Origin of the sequence: Zhouia amylolytica, assembly GCF_900116365.1 — a bacterium.
In the GTDB taxonomy this organism is placed as follows: Bacteria; Bacteroidota; Bacteroidia; order Flavobacteriales; family Flavobacteriaceae; genus Zhouia; species Zhouia amylolytica.
The window spans coordinates 549,060-565,554 of sequence record NZ_FPAG01000002.1 but is presented as its reverse complement, the minus strand read 5'-3'; the positions used below and the strand labels follow the sequence as shown (position 1 = coordinate 565,554).

Annotated in this window: 12 protein-coding genes; 5 read left to right on the top strand and 7 right to left on the bottom strand. The window is 36.0% G+C overall.

The features are described 5' to 3' along the window. Nucleotides 1–150: 150 nt before the first annotated feature. Both BM361_RS05045 and BM361_RS05040 read right to left on the bottom strand, forming a co-directional pair. Nucleotides 151–771, bottom strand: coding sequence for an L-threonylcarbamoyladenylate synthase (locus BM361_RS05045; protein ID WP_074977354.1), 621 nt, complete (start codon nucleotides 769–771; stop codon nucleotides 151–153). A gap of 22 nt (nucleotides 772–793) precedes the next feature. Beyond that, a complete protein-coding gene (locus BM361_RS05040) occupies nucleotides 794–3,124 on the bottom strand; it encodes an ATP-dependent helicase (protein WP_038263969.1) in 2,331 nt (776 codons plus the stop codon). 406 nt (nucleotides 3,125–3,530) lie between these two features. Between BM361_RS05040 and BM361_RS05035 the strand changes: the two genes are divergently transcribed. The 3 genes from BM361_RS05035 to BM361_RS05025 all read left to right on the top strand — a co-directional run bounded on the left by BM361_RS05035 (nucleotide 3,531) and on the right by BM361_RS05025 (nucleotide 6,613). Continuing rightward, nucleotides 3,531–5,093 (top strand): FMN-binding glutamate synthase family protein, encoded by a 1,563-nt coding sequence (locus BM361_RS05035; protein ID WP_254785734.1) that lies wholly within the window; start codon nucleotides 3,531–3,533, stop codon nucleotides 5,091–5,093. A gap of 163 nt (nucleotides 5,094–5,256) precedes the next feature. After that, entirely contained in the window at nucleotides 5,257–6,024 is a 768-nt protein-coding gene (locus BM361_RS05030; protein WP_038263971.1) for an OmpA family protein, read from the top strand. Between the two features lie 76 nt (nucleotides 6,025–6,100). Further along, a complete protein-coding gene (locus BM361_RS05025; RefSeq protein WP_038263973.1) occupies nucleotides 6,101–6,613 on the top strand; it encodes a DUF7935 family protein in 513 nt (170 codons plus the stop codon). A gap of 59 nt (nucleotides 6,614–6,672) precedes the next feature. Here BM361_RS05025 and BM361_RS05020 read toward each other — a convergent pair whose 3' ends face one another. The 3 genes from BM361_RS05020 to BM361_RS05010 are packed head-to-tail and all read right to left on the bottom strand — an operon-like array spanning nucleotide 6,673 to nucleotide 10,601. Next, complete coding sequence (locus BM361_RS05020) at nucleotides 6,673–7,596, bottom strand: patatin-like phospholipase family protein (RefSeq protein WP_074977352.1); 924 nt, start codon at nucleotides 7,594–7,596, stop codon at nucleotides 6,673–6,675. A gap of 15 nt (nucleotides 7,597–7,611) precedes the next feature. Continuing rightward, the gene (locus tag BM361_RS05015) at nucleotides 7,612–8,508 is read right to left on the bottom strand and encodes a patatin-like phospholipase family protein (RefSeq protein ID WP_038263979.1); all 897 of its coding nucleotides are present in this window, start codon (nucleotides 8,506–8,508) and stop codon (nucleotides 7,612–7,614) included. Beyond that, entirely contained in the window at nucleotides 8,505–10,601 is a 2,097-nt protein-coding gene (locus BM361_RS05010; RefSeq protein ID WP_074977350.1) for a M1 family metallopeptidase, read from the bottom strand. Before BM361_RS05010 ends, BM361_RS05015 begins: the two co-directional genes overlap by 4 nt. A 141-nt stretch (nucleotides 10,602–10,742) precedes the next feature. Here BM361_RS05010 and recG point away from each other — a divergent pair, with 141 nt between their 5' ends. Then, entirely contained in the window at nucleotides 10,743–12,854 is a 2,112-nt protein-coding gene (recG, locus tag BM361_RS05005; RefSeq protein WP_074977349.1) for an ATP-dependent DNA helicase RecG, read from the top strand. Between the two features lie 57 nt (nucleotides 12,855–12,911). Here recG and BM361_RS05000 read toward each other — a convergent pair whose 3' ends face one another. Both BM361_RS05000 and BM361_RS04995 read right to left on the bottom strand, forming a co-directional pair. Beyond that, a complete protein-coding gene (locus tag BM361_RS05000; RefSeq protein ID WP_074977347.1) occupies nucleotides 12,912–13,532 on the bottom strand; it encodes a hypothetical protein in 621 nt (206 codons plus the stop codon). Between the two features lie 34 nt (nucleotides 13,533–13,566). Next, on the bottom strand, nucleotides 13,567–13,773 hold the full coding sequence (locus BM361_RS04995) for a hypothetical protein (RefSeq protein ID WP_038263991.1): 207 nt from the start codon (nucleotides 13,771–13,773) through the stop codon (nucleotides 13,567–13,569). 219 nt (nucleotides 13,774–13,992) lie between these two features. Here BM361_RS04995 and pheT point away from each other — a divergent pair, with 219 nt between their 5' ends. Next, a complete protein-coding gene (gene pheT / locus BM361_RS04990; protein WP_074977345.1) occupies nucleotides 13,993–16,419 on the top strand; it encodes a phenylalanine--tRNA ligase subunit beta in 2,427 nt (808 codons plus the stop codon). Nucleotides 16,420–16,495: the final 76 nt, after the last annotated feature.

Here is a 16,495-nt window from a genome sequence, read left to right as displayed (position 1 = left end):
TAATTTTGTACATATAAAAAAACCAGAGAAGCGAACTACTCTGGTTTGATTTAACTTTTTTAAAAACTGTCAACCTATATTAGGACGACTCATTATAATTTAAAATTGAATGAGTAATTGAAACGAAACTAATCCCTTTAGATTAATTAATTAAAATATATCCAGTGATCCTTTTCCTTCCCTGACAATTACAGCCTCATCTTCCGATAAATCAATTACCGTAGAAGGTATATTATCACCATACCCCCCATCAATAACTATATCCACAAGGTTATCCCATTTTTCAAGAATCAGCTCAGGATCGGTGGTATACTCTATTAATTCATCCTCATCATGGATAGAGGTAGATACAATAGGATTTCCTAATTGTTCCACAAGTTCTCTGGCTATATTATTATCCGGTACCCGAATACCTACCGTTTTCTTTTTCTTAAAATCCTTAGGTAAATTATTACTACCAGGAAGAATAAATGTATATGGCCCCGGAAGTGCTCTTTTTAAAATTTTAAACGTTGGCGTATCTATTTGCCTTATGTAATCTGATAAATTACTCAAATCCGGACAAATAAATGAAAAGTTCGCTTTTTCAAGTTTTACCCCCCTGATTCGGGCTATTTTTTGCAAAGCTTTGGAATTTGTAATATCACATCCCAAACCATAAACAGTATCAGTTGGATATATGATCAGCCCTCCCCGTTTAAGAACAGCAACCACTTTAGCTATCTCCCGCGGATTAGGATTTTCTTCGTATATGCGAATTAATTCTGCCATTTAACTATATTAATATACAAAATCAATCTAACACTTTGAGTTTGGCAAATCTTAAAAGCAACTTTTTAACACTACCATTATCAAATTTAATCTCAGCCTTTTTGTCGTTGCCAACACCTTCTAGTTTAATAATCTGACCTCTGCCAAAACGCGTATGTTCTACCTTACATCCTTCCGACAAGCTTTGATCAATCGTATTAGTATTCTTTAAAGGTTCCCCTAAATTTGGTTTCAATTTACGCAATTTCCTTAGCTTTTCTTCATTGGGCCTTGGAACGGAAGGTGGAGTTCCCGATACGGGTTTCTTTTGTCGATATTTACTTTTGTCAACCTCACCGAAAATATCAGAGTCAATCATCGATTTATATCGGTAGCCGGAATTCACAGGAGGTGTTAAATATTCAAGAAACTGATCGTCTATTTCCTCTATAAATCTACTTGGCTCTGCATCGATAAGTTTCCCCCAGCGATACCTGCTTTGCGTATATGTAAGATATGCTTGTTTTTCAGCTCTGGTGAGTGCCACATAGAATAGGCGACGCTCCTCCTCTAATTCACTTCTGGTATTCAAACTTAATGCCGAAGGAAATAAATCTTCCTCCATTCCTACAATATATACATTCGGAAATTCAAGTCCTTTAGCCAGGTGAATGGTCATTAATGCAACACGATCATCATCTTCGTTATCATTATCAAGATCTGTTGCTAAAGCAACATCTTCAAGAAATTCAGACAAATTCCCGGTGGCTTCATCGATTTCCCTTTGGCCTTCGACAAAATCCTTAATACCATTCAACAATTCCTCTATATTATCGAGTCTGGTGATACCTTCCGGAGTACCATCTTTTTTTAATTCCCGGATAAGGCTGGTTTTCTTAATTACATGCTCAGTTAATTCGAAAGCATTAGCACTTTCATTCATAATCTGAAAACTCTGTATCATCGTTACAAAGTCTTCTAATCGCTGTTTGGTAGGATTATTAAGATTAAGATCAATTTTCCTGACATGTTGCATCACCTCATATATAGATCGATCATAATGTTTCGCAGCAACAACAAGTTTATCTATCGTGGTTGCTCCTATACCCCTTGCAGGATAATTTATGACACGCTTTAAAGCTTCTTCATCTTTAGGATTTAAAACTAAACGCAAATAAGCAAGTACGTCTTTAATTTCTTTTCGCTGATAAAATGACAAGCCTCCATAAATTCGATACGGTATATCACGTTTACGAAGTGCGTCTTCAATAGCTCTTGATTGTGAATTGGTACGATACAGCACAGCAAAATCCGAATTTAACATCTGATGCTGCATTTTAGACTCAAAAATAGAAGAGGCAACAAAGCGTCCTTCTTCTGAATCAGTTACTGATCTGTGAACCTTAATAAGCGGCCCCTCATCATTCGCCGTCCATACAGTTTTATCCAGTCTGCTTTTATTTTTCTCTATAACCGAGTTTGCCGCCTTTACAATATTATTCGAAGAACGATAGTTTTGTTCTAAGCGATATACCTCTACACCATCATAATCTTTTTGAAAATTAAAAATGTTATTGATATTCGCCCCTCTAAAAGCATAGATACTCTGAGAGTCATCACCAACAACACAAATGTTTTGATAACGATCACTCAAAGCCCTTACGATTAAATACTGAGAATGGTTGGTATCCTGGTACTCATCCACCAATATATACTTAAATCGCTCCTGATACTTCGCCAGAACTTCAGGAAATCGCGTTAGCAACTCATTGGTTTTCAACAAAAGATCATCAAAGTCCATGGCACCGCTTTTAAAACATCGGTTACAGTACTCTTCATATATTTCACCAATCCTTGGTCTCTTTGCCATGGCATCAGCTTCTTGTAAGTCGGAATTATTAAAATAGGCCCTAACAGTAATCAGGCTATTTTTAAAAGATGAAATACGATTCTGAATTTGCTTGTATTTATAAATATCCTTATCCAGCCCCATCTCCTTAATAATAGCCGCTATCAATCTTTGTGAATCCTGAGAATCATAAATCGTAAAATTACTTGGATAACCAAGCTTATCACTTTCAATCCTTAAAATCTTGGCAAAAATGGAATGGAAGGTTCCCATCCATAAATTCTTAGCTTCACTAGATCCTACAATCTGCGCAATTCGATGCTTCATCTCTCTCGCAGCTTTATTCGTAAAGGTCAACGAAAGAATATTAAACGGATCAACCCCCTGCTCCATTAAATATGCTATCCGGTAAGTGAGCACACGTGTCTTACCAGATCCGGCTCCGGCAATCACCATTAAGGGTCCATCTTTATGTAACACAGGCGCTTTCTGCGCTTCATTTAACTCTGCTATATACTGTTCCAAAGTCGTTTATCTTATATCATTAATCAAACCGTGAATTTAACCATAATGAAGCTATTATTAAAGGACATTACAATTATTTATAAACATCTTTTTAAGATCACTTTTTTCAGCTACCCAACAAGTATTTAAAGTCAGCCATGAATATTTATTGAAGTCAGAATCATACAATCCTCGAACATCATTAAAGGGCTGCTTAATCAATCTTACCCTACCCTAAACTAAAATCCAACATAATATTTTCAATGATGTTATGAGAATTTATTTCTTTATATACTACAAAGCCCGTAGATTTACATACAGGAAAATCAAAACCCATCGGAATCCCGGTAAATCGATGGAAAATGTTTTGATTGCAAAAACTATCATTCTTTGAATCAATGATATCAATTGTTAAGAAAAATAATTTATGGTAAACAATTTTATGCAGGTTCTGGCTAACATTCCCTGGTGGGGATGGGCCTTATTCATTTTACTAATAATTGCCATCAGAGACATTTTTATTCAACGAGCTCACACCATCAGTCACAATTTCCCCATTGTTGGTCACATCAGGTATATGTTGGAAAGTATAGGCCCTGAGTTAAGACAATACTTAGTGGCGAATAACCGCGAAGAATTACCATTCAACAGAATTGAACGTGGTTGGATTTATGCCTCCGCAAAGAGAGAAAATAATTATGAGGGTTTTGGGACAGACAGAGATATATATGCACAGCAATATATCTTTATAAATAATGCTATGATTCCTTTTAAACTTCCTGACGGACATCCCAATAAAACCGATTATGCATTTATACCATGTGCTAAAGTAATGGGAGCTTATCATAAAAGAAAAAAGCCCTATCGTCCAAAATCCGTTATTAATATTTCTGCCATGAGCTTTGGATCATTATCAGCAAAAGCTGTGGAATCAATGAATGTCGGAGCCAAAAAAGCAGGTGCTTATCACAATACCGGGGAAGGTGGCCTTTCTCCTTACCATAAAAATGGCGCCGATGTGATTTTTCATATCGGAACAGGATATTTTGGTGTAAGAGATGAGGAAGGAAATTTTTCCATGGAGAAATTAAAAAACCTTGTCAAAGAAAATCCGTGTATTAAAGCTATTGAAATTAAACTTTCTCAAGGTGCTAAACCTGGTAAAGGTGGCGTATTACCAGGCAAGAAGATCTCTAAAGAAATTGCAGAAATCAGGCATGTCCCAATCGGACAAGATGTGCTTTCCCCACCAAATCATGCTGTATTTAACACGGTAAGTGAAATGGTAGATTTCATTGAAAATGTTGCCAATGAAACTGGCCTGCCAGTAGGAATTAAAGCAGCCATTGGTAAATTAGACGAATGGAAAGAACTAGCCAAAATAATGAAGGAAACTAATAAAGGCCCTGATTTTATTACTGTCGACGGTGGTGAAGGAGGAACCGGTGCTGCTCCTCCTAGTTTCGCTGATCATGTATCACTGCCATGGGTTTATGGCTTTAGCGATGTATATCGAATATTTAAAAATCAAGACATTACAGATCACATCGTTTTTATTGCCAGTGGTAAATTAGGCTTTCCTGCCAGAGCTGCAATGGCATTCTCTATGGGAGCCGATTGTATCAATGTGGCTCGGGAAGCAATGATGAGTATTGGCTGTATACAAGCACAAATTTGTCATACCAATCGCTGCCCGGCAGGAGTTGCAACTCAGAAAAAATGGCTACAAAATGGTATTGATGTCCCCCTTAAAAGTGATCGCTTGTTTTCCTATTTTAAGACTTTTAAAAAAGAATTACTCGAAATCACCCATGCATGTGGCTATGAACATCCCTGCCAGTTTACCATGGATGATGTAGATGTTAGTTTAGGCGATAAAAATATGACACAAACCTTAGCAGCTGCCCATAATTATAATAAACATAAGGTGCCGTTTAACGGCATGCAAGAATTAAAAGAATGCCCGTATTTAGGTGGGTCAAATGATTGAAAATGATTTTACAGGAAACACCTGTTATACATGTAAACACATTACCAATGTTATAAATTTAACGCTATTGCGCTAATTTCACCAATTATCTATGGTGAATTACTTTTTAAAAATTAATAAATTGCGTCGATTTTAAAATAATTAAAACTTAATACCTTTACTAATGAAGTACCTTTTACCTACTTTAACATTACTTTTATTAACTACAGGTGTATTCGCACAAAGCAGAAGAGAATTAAAAGATCAGGTGGAATCCTTAAGTTCACAACTAGACTCCACAACCACCCTACTCACAAAAACGCAAAGAGATCTTGGAAGTGCGGAAAGAAAGGTGAATAGTCTCGATACTCAGGTGACACAACTTTCTGAAAGTAATAAAGAACTGCTTAATAACATGAACAAGTTTCTTTCAGCTTCGACTCAACAGTCAAATAGCATGAATAAAACTTTAAAAGCACTTGAAAATAAAGAGGCACAGTTAAAGGGCTTACGTGATGCTTTCAGCGCCAATGACTCCATCGCTCTGATTATTCTTACTGACCTAAAAAAATCATTAGGGGAAAATGCGCAGGTTGGTGTTCAAAATGGTGCCATTACGATTTTATCAAATAACTCTTCTATTTTCGGCTCTAAAACGGGAAGCAGTACAATAGAAGCGTCTGCTAAAGAATTTTTAGGAAAAATCGCAACCGCAGCCAAAAAACACCAGGGCTTTATGGTTTCGGCAGAAAATAATAGTAATGACTGGGCTATTAGTGGCTCTAGAGCTGCTGCTATAGGAGAGGTTTTTCAAAATGATTTCGAAACTCCAGCTAATGAAATAAAAACTTCAGCCGTTGCAGGAGAGAAAGATTTAACCATTATCCGTATTCATCCGTCATTCGACAATTTTTACCTTTGGGTAAGAGACAATATTAAAAATGGGAATTAAGAGGCATACCTCTAATTGGATGAACCGCTGAAACCAATAATTTTATTTACTTTAGTTTTAAATAAACTATAAAAAAATGGAAAACATTCTCTTCTATGTAATTGCCTTTACGGTACCAACAATAATAACTGGAGTTATAGCCTACTACTTCTTTAACCTTCACACAAAAAATGAGGAAGGAAGAAGAAGGTTTTTAATCCAAAAAGATGCCCAAAAGAATGCAATGCCGATACGACTTCAGGCTTATGAGAGAATGGCTTTATTTCTAGAAAGAATTAGTCCTGCAAAGCTACTTACCAGAACCGTTCCTGAATCAGCTGATAAAAATGATTATGAACGATTATTAATACGATCTATCGAAAGCGAATTCGATCACAATATTGCTCAGCAAATATACATGAGTGACGAATGCTGGAACATCGTAAAAACTGCTAAAAATGCAACTATCCAGCTTATTCGTAAAGCAGGAATGCAGGCCGAAACCGCTAATAAATTAAGAGAGACAGTGCTCAATGAACTTTTAGAAAAACAACCACCATCAAGTGCAGCCTTAGCATTTATAAAAAAAGAAGTTGACTCGATGTGGTAATCCCACGTCGATCAAGAAAAATTAAAAGCCGCTTACAGCGGCTTTTTTAATTCTTTATTTTATCCTGCTAAATTAATGTTTTTGACACTTTGCTTTCGCTCTGCTTCCAGCCGTTCTTTTGCATAACCATAACCCTCTTTCCACCATTCCTTCATCAATTCTTTATTAAAATATAATGAGTTCTCAGTTAACCGTTTAGGGGTATAAAAAGTTCTCAGTTTAACATTCTTATTCATAGCGGCTAACTTCCCTTCTACAATATCGTGATACTCTAGCTGATCCAGTACAAAGGTGTATAAATTAACCATAAGTGAAAATGGGTTCTTTCCCAAAACTTTATTGAACTCCATGTTCTCGGTTTCTAAAATAATAGCATCAACTTCAGTAGCACCACGCTTAATAGCTTCTCTTATCGGAACCACACTTCCAAACCCCCCATCAGCATATTCGCATCCGTCCTTTTTTGCCAGCGTCATAAATGGAATATAATTACATGACATCCAGATCCAGTCACAAAAATCATCGTAATCAAAATCGTTGATAGATTTGTATTCTACCCTGTTTTTGGAAAGGTTACTTACAGTCACTACAACATCTTTATTACTATCCTTTAGAATATTGAATTCTTCCGGAGTTAAATTTCTCCTTATATTTTTCCTTAGACTTTTACTCTCTCCAAAGGTCCGCTTCCCTTTAATAAGCTGCCAAATTACATTTATATGATTCATTGCAACATATTCCTTTCCATCCTTCTTCCTGACAACAAAGGGATTATTACTAAATATTTTACGTTGCGTAACTGTTGTATAAATATCGTATAGCTTTTCAATATTTCGACTCGCTAAATGCGGTATTATTAAACTACCGGTAGAAGTTCCAACATAAAGATCGTAATCTTTTTGCTCGACTTCCATTAAATATTGTGCCACTCCACCAGCAAATGCACCTTTACTACCTCCTCCACTAATTACCAATGCCTTCATTCTTAACTTGTTTAATTATATCTCTGATGTCTGTTGATTCTTAAATTGTGCAAATTCAAACCCCCTTTGCCACCACTTAGTCATTTTTTCTTCGTCAAAAATTAATGAATTTGTGGTTAAAACCACTGGAGTGTAATAAAAATTTATGATCACATTATGATTACTTGCCACAAATTTCCCAATTTTTATATTCTGATTCTCTATTCGATCTAACATAAAAGCAAACATATTCGTCAGTAATGAAAAAGCATTTTTTGACGGCATCCGGTTTAAATGTGTAACCTCCGTTTGTAATATAATTGCATCAACTTCAGTAGCACCTCGTTTAATCGCCTCCTCTATTGGAACCATACTTCCAATACCTCCATCGGCGTACTCACAGCCATTCTTTCTTACCAGGCTCATGAAAGGAGTGTAATTTGCAGATATCCATACCCATTCACAGTATTCTTCATAATCATAATCTAAAATCGATTTATACTCAACCTCATTCATCGATAAATTTGAAACAGTAACAACTACTTCTTTACCAGAATGTTTTAAGGCTAAAAATTCCTCTTTAGTTAATGTGTTACGTATTAAATTTAGCAAATTATAACTCTCTCCAAATGTTTTGCTACCTCTTAAAAAATTTCGAAGGACATTAACGTGATTAATCCCTACACTTTGTATTCCATACTTATTTTTAATGGTAAAAGGATATTTATTAAAAATATCATCATTGGTTACCGAGGTGTAAACCTTTTTAATCTTCTCAACCTTATTTAATGCTAAGTGATTAGCGAGTAAACTTCCGGTTGAAGTTCCTATTACCAATTTATAATCATTCTGTAATTCCTCTATTAAATACTGAGCCACTCCGCCGGCGAAGGCCCCCTTACTGCCACCACCCGAAATTACCAGCGCTCTCATTGTAACTTGCTTTTTAAAAAGGTTTGTTCTTTAGTATTAAGTTCGGAAATAATAGATTCAAATCTAATTTTATATGTTAAATCATTTAATAAATCGGTTAAAAGTGATTTTGAGAATTTAGCAAATTGCCACGAATGATGTAAACAGGCATTAACCAAATCCTTTAAATTCTGATCCGTAAAGGCCTGCAACTCATTCAGCATTATAAATGCGTTTTGCCTTACTTCAAAATTGAACCTGGATGAAGTATAACCGGATAATTCGTCAAAATAAGACGACTTTTCTACAGTATTGTAATCCTCCGTTAGAATTGCCAGTGTTAACCATAACATCCTAATATTCTTATTATTAAAACCATGAATACCGTCTGTTTTATCCAGGTAAATGGAGGTTCGACTCGGAAAATTTCTCCAGAGATTGAATAAAGCATTTTCCATGGTAGTATAACTTTGATCAGAAAGTAAACTTTCATAATCAGATTGGAGATCGGGAGGAATACTATCCAAAGTCATTGACAACACCTGTCTCACCTTCAGGTCTTTTAATTTAAACGCTTTCTTATAAAGAGGCATAGCCACAGAAAGTGGTAGTTTTTTTAACTGCACAACAGCTTCTTGCTTTAACGTATAGTAATAATTACCTTCTAAAATAGAATCCAGTAAGTTATAACGTTCCTTTTCAGATAGCCAAGTATCCCTTCTATCCTTTAAACGAATTAAATCCCGTAATGATTTATTCCTTTTCAAATGGTTAAAGGCCTCAGACTTCGGAAACTCCTTATTCATCAACCATGTTTGCTTAAATTCATTTAGATCTTTACCACTGGAAGCCTCCATTTCCCGTAAAAAATCATCAACCGTAACATTTTTATAAGCGTAACGGTTCAAATAGTTCTTTATCCCCTCCCTAAAAGCATGAGATCCGATCTGCGATCTTAAAACGTGAAGCGCCCAGGCGCCTTTTTGATAAAACGTTAAACTGCTGGCTTCTGGATCCAATAGACCCTCTCCCTTACCCTGTTTACTTAAATCTGTCAATTGCTTTGCCGATTCGTATAATGCATTAAAATAATAATCATCTCCAAATATTTCTCTTTCCGCTAACAAAGCATAATAGGTTGCAAACCCTTCATGTAACCAATGATGTCCACCGTCAACTTCAGTAACTAAATCTCCAAACCATTGATGAGCAAGCTCATGAGCATTCACATTCACATAGTTTTCATCGTTATAGGCAATTGTATCAACGACATATCGATCAGAAAAAATAGTAAGGGTCGTGTTCTCCATGCCTGCATACATAAAATCCCTAACCGGCACCTGCTTATAGTTCTGCCAGGGATAAGCCACCCCTATTTCCTTTTCTAAAAAATCAAATATTTGTTTGGTGTATTTATATGTGGGTTCCAGTTTTACTTCATCCTTTGGACGATAGTATAATTCAATCGGAACTCCCCCCTCAGAATAAATCACCTTTTTATCAAAGTCACCTATCGCCAATGCTAATAAATAACTACTCATGGGCGCAGACATATCATAATTCCACGTCTTAGATTCACCACTGACATTTACACTTTTTAAATCTCCGTTAGCAATCACCACATAGGCCCTGTTAAAAGTTACTGATAAATCGAATTCAACCTTTTCGTTCATATCATCAAAACTAGGCAACCAATGACTCGTGTATTTACCCTGTCCCTGGGTCCATAACTCTTTATTCCGATTAGGTTCGTCCCAACCGATAAAATACATAGCTTTAGATGGAGTAGTATTAAAACTTATGGTCAAGTCGTAATTCTTACCACTTCTGAATTTTTTATATATAATTAATTTATCTCCCGTATAGCGATATCTCACCCTCGCATTATGTAGCAAAATTTCAGAAAAATTCATGTGTCGGGCATCTACCGTTAAGGAATCGGTTTTAGCCATAACATGAAAATTATATACCACAGTACCGGAAACGGATTTCTGTTCTGAATTTATTTTTATAGATGCCTTTCCTTTAAGAATATCTACCCCGGCATTCGAGGTAGCCTGAGAAAAAACCGCGTTATAAATGATAAAGCAAATAAAAAGTAAAGTTTTATTCATGTATGTCTTGGGTATTTTATTCTAAAATATGCAAAAGTTAACGAAATACAGAACGAACACCTAAAACTAAATGCAATCACCCCAAAATTTAAATTTTTACAGGCCTTAGAATGCTTACAATTTATTTATATTTTCGTAGTTGTGAATAAAAGCCCTAACATACTACAAACCCCTATTGATTACCTCAAAGGCGTAGGCCCTAATAGAGCCGATCTTTTACGTAAAGAATTGGGTATTCACACCTATCAGGATCTGATTAATTTATTTCCTAACCGCTATATTGATAAAACGCGCTATTACAAAATAAATGAATTACAAAGAAACAGCGCAGATGTACAATTGGTTGGTAAAATTGTCCACTTAAAAACAGTTGAGCAAAAAAGAGGAAAACGATTGGTTGCCACCTTTACAGATGATACGGGTAGCATGGAGCTCGTTTGGTTTCGTGGGCATAAATGGATCAAAGAGAGCATAAAGATCAATCAACCCTATGTCGTTTTTGGAAGAACTAATTGGTATAATGGCGTTTATAGCATGCCTCATCCGGAAATGGAATTACTGGAGGAGCATAAAAAGAATATGCGTATTACAATGCAACCGGTATATCCATCCACCGAAAAACTAAATAACAAGGGAATAACCAATCGTGTTGTAAATAAATTGATGCAACAACTTTTTATAGAAACACGAGGCAGGTTTCAGGAAACATTATCCAATAAAATCTTAAATGAGTTAAACCTAATTTCCAAAAATGAGGCCCTTTTTAATATTCATTTTCCAAAGGATCAGGAACTATTGGCCAAGGCTCAATTTAGATTGAAGTTCGAGGAGCTTTTCTATATTCAACTTCAACTCATTTCTAAAAACATCGTTCGTAAGCAAAAGATTAAAGGACTGACATTCGACCAGGTTGGAACATTCTTTACCGATTTCTACAACAATCATCTTCCATTTGATTTAACAGGGGCTCAAAAAAGAGTAATCAAGGAAATTAGAAATGATTTAGGCAGTGGAGCTCAAATGAATCGCTTACTTCAAGGTGATGTAGGCTCCGGAAAAACCATGGTCGCTCTGATGTCAATGCTACTGGCTATAGACAACGGATGCCAAACTTGCCTGATTGCTCCTACGGAAATACTTGCGCAACAACATTATAACGGACTTTTGGAGTTAGTTAAAGATTTAAATATCAATATCAATATACTAACAGGATCCAGTAAAACATCAGAACGAAAAATTATTCATGAAGCTCTTGAAAATGGAACGTTAAATATTCTTATTGGTACCCACGCCATATTAGAAGACAAGGTTATATTTAAAAATTTAGGACTTGCCATTATAGATGAACAGCATCGATTCGGAGTTGCTCAACGCGCTAAAATGTGGCATAAAAATAGTGTTCCTCCCCATATTTTGGTCATGACCGCTACCCCTATCCCAAGAACCTTGGCAATGAGTTTATATGGAGATCTCGATGTTTCTGTTATAGATGAACTTCCACCGGGCAGAAAGCCTGTTAAAACTGTCCATAGATACGACAGCAATCGATTAAAGGTTTTTAAGTTTTTGAAGGATGAAATAGAAAAAGGACGGCAAATATATATTGTTTACCCCCTTATTCAAGAGTCTGAAAAATTAGACTATAAAGATTTGATGGATGGATTTGAGAGTGTAGCCCGAGAATTCCCATTACCTGATTATCAGATATCTATCGTTCATGGTAAAATGAAACCTGTGGACAAGGATTATGAGATGGAACGATTTGTAAAGGGTGAAACTCAAATAATGGTGGCTACTACTGTTATAGAGGTAGGAGTGAACGTTCCTAACGCATCGGTGATGATTATAGAGAGTGCTGAACGTTTTGGACTGTCCCAACTCCACCAGCTTAGAGGAAGAGTTGGTCGGGGTGCAGAACAAAGCTACTGTATCTTAATGACCAGTCATAAACTGAGCAATGACTCTAAAACACGTTTAGAAACCATGGTAAACTCTAATGACGGCTTTGAAATTGCAGAGGTTGATTTAAAACTTAGAGGACCGGGAGACATTATGGGTACCCAACAAAGTGGAATCCTGAACCTAAAAATTGCAGATATTGTAAAGGATAACGACATCCTTAAAACTGCTCGCTATTACGCAATGAATCTTCTGAAGAACGACACCAATCTTTCAAAAGAAGAAAATGCCATTATACGCTATACCTATGCGCAACTAGCCAAACATAAAAACATCTGGAACTACATAAGTTAATACATAAAAAAAGGTGGGTCTATTCAACCCACCTTTTTTATTCAACAATACCATCGTTTAGTCCTCATCGCCTGCAGGCAAAACAATTTTACCTAAGCGTTCTTTTTCTTTTTCCAGAGCCTCTCTGCCATTTTTGATATGTTTATCCAACTCATTAAGCGACTCTTCAGCCCTGACAATAATTTCCTCTTTTTCTTTTATAACTGATTCTTCAAGGGTTCCCTCTTCCTTAGCTTTTGAAAGGCGCTCTTTTGCTTCAGTAACTTTCTGACGCCCACTTTGTAATTCACTTTCTTTATCGGCTAAAAGCTTTTCATGAGCTGATACCAACTCTTTTGCCTCCTCAGCTCGAGCTTGTCCATAAGCCTTACCGGTTAAACCATCTTTGTCTTTTCCATAAGAATGGCCATTATTATCAGCTTTATCATCTTCGCTCTGAACCTTAGCTTTTGTTTTTTCAAGCTGTTTTTTAGTTTTTTCCTGAGCTTTATCTTTTGCTTCCTGAGTGTCGTCCTCAACCTTATCTGATTTTTCTTTAAGTTCCGTTGTTTCCTTTTCTACTTTTTCCGAAGCTGCTTTGGCTGTTTTTTCAACAGACTTACCCTGAGCCATAGCTGTTTGGGTTGAAAAAAATAATCCTAACACAAAGGTTGATAATACAAGTTTATAAGTTTTCATCGAATAGATTTTTTTGAGTTAATTAAGTGAAGTTCTAAATACTGTCTAATTCCTTTACGGCTTCATGAACATCATCTGCCACATTTTTTAATGATTCAGCAGATGCTTCAATCGTATTTTGAACAGAATCTATAGTCTGAACAGCCTTATCAACTTGTTCTTGTTCTTTCTTTTTTGTGTCTTCGCAACCTACAGTGAATACTACAGTTGCCACTAAAGCTAAAATTTTTATTGATTTCATGTTTGATTTGGTTAGTAATTAAACATTTGTTACATAAACATATACGGGGATATTAAAAAATTAGACGTTTCTGGCCAGAAAAATATTTTTATCAGTTTGAGAACTACTAGCATTAATTTATCTTTGCCCTCCGTTGGTGCATTTCTGGAAAGGAGATTCATTTATGTTCTTCGGATAGAATGTTAAGGCACTGAATATTGTTACTATAAAAGCAAACAAATGAAAATATCTTACAACTGGTTAAAACAATTTATCTCATTAGATTGGGAAGCTGATAAAACTTCAGAACTTTTAACAGATCTTGGACTTGAAGTAGAGGGCGTAGAAAAATTTGAATCTGTTAAAGGTGGGTTAAACGGTGTTGTCGTTGGACATGTTTTGGAGTGCATCAAACATCCAAATGCAGATAAATTGAAAATTACCAAGGTAGATATAGGAAATAATACACCTGTACAAATAGTATGTGGAGCTCCAAACGTTGATGCAGGTCAAAAAGTTCCGGTTGCCACTATTGGTACCGTTTTATATGACGAAAAAGGAGAGCCCTGGCAGATAAAAAAAGGAAAAATTCGAGGCGAAGAAAGCTTCGGAATGATTTGTGCCGAAGATGAATTAGGTCTTGGTAAAAGTCATGATGGTATCATGGTACTTAACGAAGAACTAGAACCTGGCACACCATGTGCAGAGCTGTTTGAAATTGAAAGTGATACTGTTTTTGAAATAGGTCTTACCCCAAACAGAGCCGATGCTATGAGCCATTATGGGGTAGCAAGAGATCTAAGGGCAGGACTTGTTCAAAAAGAACATAATTTACAACTCATAACTCCATCAGTAAGTAGTTTTCATGTAAACAGTCGCACATACAAAGTAGATGTAGAAGTAGAAAACAAAGAACTTGCTCCACGTTATTGTGGAGTAACTATTGCCGGAGTTAAGGTTACAGAATCTCCAAATTGGTTAAAAAACAGATTAAAAGCAATAGGTCTGACCCCTAAAAATAATGTAGTGGATGCTACGAATTACGTACTGCATGAACTGGGTCAACCCTTACATGCTTTTGATGCTGATAAAATTACAGGCGATAAGATCATCGTTAAAACCCTTGAAGCCGGAACCAAATTCACAACCCTTGATGAAGTTGAAAGAGAACTCAGCGATGAGGATCTAATGATCTGTGATACCGAAAAGCCATTATGTATTGCCGGTGTGCTGGGTGGTCTGAACTCAGGGGTTACCGAACATACGTCTAAAGTATTTTTAGAGAGCGCGTATTTCAATCCTGTTTCAATTCGAAAAACAGCAAAGAGACATGGTATTAATACAGATGCTTCTTTTAGATTTGAACGAGGAATTGACATCAATTTCACTAAATATGCCATGCTTAGAGCGGCATTACTTATCCAGGAAATAGCCGGTGGTGAAGTTACTGCTGATATTGTAGACCTCTACCCTACTAAATTTGAAGACTTTCAAGTTTTTCTGACCTATGAAAAGGTTAACAGCCTGGTAGGACAGGAAATCTCCAGAGAAACCATTAAATCAATTTTAATGTCCCTGGAAATTAAGATTAATAACGTTACCGAAACCGGAATAGGACTAACCATCCCGTCGTATCGCGTTGATGTACAAAGAGAAGCCGATGTAATTGAAGAAATTCTCAGGGTTTACGGATACAACAATATCGAAATTAATTCCAAACTAAATGCCTCTGTATCACCTACCTCAAGATTTGAAGACTATAAGGTACAGAACGTAATTGGAAATCAATTGGTAGCTCAAGGGTTCTATGAAATTATGTCGAACTCATTGACTTCTGCTGAATACATAAAACTAACAGAAAGTCTTAAGGAAGAACACAATGTTGAAATGCTAAACCCATTGAGTTCAGACCTAAGCGTTATGAGACAGTCGTTATTATTTAATGGCTTAGAAGCTGTTTCCTATAACATTAACAGACGTAATCCGGATCTTAAACTGTTTGAATTTGGTAAAACCTACCATAACTACGAAAACGGTAGAACAGAAAATAAAAGGATGAGTATTTTTGTAAGTGGAAACAAAAACGCTGAAAGCTGGAATAATTCATTACAAAAAGGCGATTTCTTTTACACCAAAGGTATTGTGGAAACTGTCCTTGAAAGACTAGGTATAACAAAGCTTAAAGCAGCTCCGATCAAAACTGATGTGTTTTCGGAAGGGCTGTCACTAAGCCTTGGTAAAATGAAACTCGTTGAATTTGGTATCGTTAAAAAATCTATTTTAAAATTCTTCGATATCAAACAAGAAGTATTATACGCAGAATTTAATTGGGATAAAGTTTTAGAAGCAGCGAGCTTTAACAAACTTAAATTTACCGATATTCCGAAATACCCTGAAGTGCGAAGAGACCTTGCTCTCTTAATCGACAACAACATCACCTTCAAGGAGATCTTTAATATAGCTCAACAAAGTGAGCGTAAACGGTTAAAAAACATCAATTTGTTTGATGTTTACCAAGGTGATAAATTACCGGAAGGTAAGAAAAGCTACGCAGTGAGCTTCACTATACAAGATGATGAAAAAACTTTGAAGGATAAGGAAATAGACAAAATAATGAATAAGCTTCAGAGTAGCTTCGAAAAACAACTCGGAGCTGAACTGAGATAAAAACAAAAAAACCCGCTCAATGAGCGGGTTTTTAATTTTATACATACTACAAACTGTAGTGTATAATATATCTTTA